Source organism: Shigella sp. FC1661 (assembly GCF_001712525.1).
In the GTDB taxonomy this organism is placed as follows: Bacteria; Pseudomonadota; Gammaproteobacteria; order Enterobacterales; family Enterobacteriaceae; genus Escherichia; species Escherichia coli.
Window position 1 is genome coordinate 1 of the sequence record NZ_MDGW01000286.1, and the last position, 1,881, is coordinate 1,881.

Below are 1,881 nucleotides of genomic sequence, written 5' to 3' on the forward strand. Positions count from 1 at the left end.
GTTCAGCGCATTCCAGTGATTCAGGATATAGTCGAACGCCTTCGCCATCTCCGCATGTTTCGACAGCGTTTTCCTCTGCAACTGTATCCAGTCGTACAATGACTGCATCAACTGGACGCTTCTGGCTTTTCTGACTGCAAGCCGTTCCTCTGCCGGACTGCCACGTATCTCCGCTTCTATGTCGTATAACTCTGCTATCCGTCTGAGCGCTTCCTGAGTCATTTCTGTCGGACGGCGCACATCCTCGTCATGGATTTTTCGGCGGGCGTGGGCCAGGCACCCGGCTTCCTTCACCCGGCCCGTTTCGTACAGTACGTTATAACCTGCATAGGCATCAGCCTGCAGTACGCCCTGATACTTTGCCAGGTGGAGCTGCGGATGTTCTCCTTTGCGATCTGCCGAATACGCGAACCAGACGGCTGCCGGCAGGGATGAACCCGCATTACGATCATCCCTGACGTATACCCACAGACGACCCGTTTTCGTCTTTCCGTTCCCCGGGGCCAGTACTTTCACCGGAGTGTCATCTGCGTGCACCTTTCCTGCCTCCAGAACATAGTCATTCAGCGCTATATACAGAGGACGGAGTTTGTCTGCCATTTCTGATACCCAGCGCACCATGGTATTACGGCTCAGCTCCACGCCCTGTCGCGCGTATATTTCTGACTGGCGATATAAAGGGATATGTTCCATATATTTGCTGACCAGGATCCGTGCAAGTAACCCTGCACTGGCATAACCGCGTTCGATCGGTTTAGGGGGAAGTGGTGCCTGAACGATGACATCACACCGGCTACAGGCCAGTTTGGGACGTATGGTTTCGATAACTTTAAAGGCGGTATTAATGATATCCAGTTGCTCTGAGATTGTTTCCCCCATTTCTTTCAGAACACCTCCACAGGCCGGGCAACTGGTTTCAGCAGGCAGAAGGCGATGTGTCTCCCGGGGAAGTTCTGCCGGCAGCGGTTTTCGTGAAGATTTTCGTCCCGGGGATTCAGGCTTACTGGCGATCGGGTTTTCTGACGGGGGACTGGTGTCAGGTGAATCTGTGACTGACGATGCATCTTCCAGAAGATTTCTGGCTGTGTTCAGTCGGTTTTCCAGTTCCGACAGTCGTTTTTCTGCCTGTCGGATCTGATTTTCAAGCTTATGACGCTTTTTCTCTGAACTCTGGCCGAACAGCATACGACGCAACCTGTCGAGTTGCGCTTTCAGCCGTTCAATTTCCTGCTCATAGCCCGCGACCTGACAGGCATACTGTCGAAGCCGACTCTGTTGCTTACGCAACATGGCTTTAAGCAGCTCAATATCATCGGGGAGTTCATTGTTCATTCCCTTGTTTTATCACGGGTTATATCCGGATGCCAGGCCGTTCTGTCCGTTTGGGATGTTGCCACGCGATCCCCTCCAGTAGCATGGATAACTGAGCTGGCGTCAGGTGCACTTTCCCTTCCCGGGTCACCGGCCAGACGAAGCGGCCCCGTTCCAGGCGTTTGGCGAACAGGCATAACCCGTCACGATCGGCCCACAGTATTTATATGAACGCATCCCGTTTGCAAGGCATCCATTGTTTTGACATGACGGGTTGGTTGCAGCTTTATATCCGGCTTTATTGCAGCCGTAACGCTGCGAGCCCCTATGTAATTCGCCGACTCACCCCTTATTTTCACGGCGGACTTCAAGCCCAAAATACTGTTCAGGTTTAGTGAGTCACGGTCTTACCTGTCTTTGTCATCACTCTGGCCGCCATAGCAACCTTTCAGCATTCACCCTTTTGTTAAGTGAACCGCCCCGGGAATCCTGGAGACTAAACTTCCTGAGAAAGAGGTAAACAGGATGACTAAAAATACTCGTTTTTCCCCCGAAGTCCGTCAACGGGCA

1 protein-coding gene and 1 pseudogene are annotated in these 1,881 nt (G+C 52.5%); both read right to left on the reverse strand.

What is annotated here, in order from left to right; all coding sequences use genetic code 11:
* On the reverse strand, positions 1-1,332 hold a 1,332-nt coding region (locus BFF42_RS15800), incomplete at its 3' end, for an IS66-like element ISSfl3 family transposase (RefSeq protein WP_073715080.1).
* Positions 1,333-1,351: 19 nt separating this feature from the next.
* Positions 1,352-1,534, reverse strand: a pseudogene (tnpB, locus tag BFF42_RS15805) (IS66 family insertion sequence element accessory protein TnpB); the annotation flags it as partial.
* Positions 1,535-1,881 lie beyond the last annotated feature (347 nt).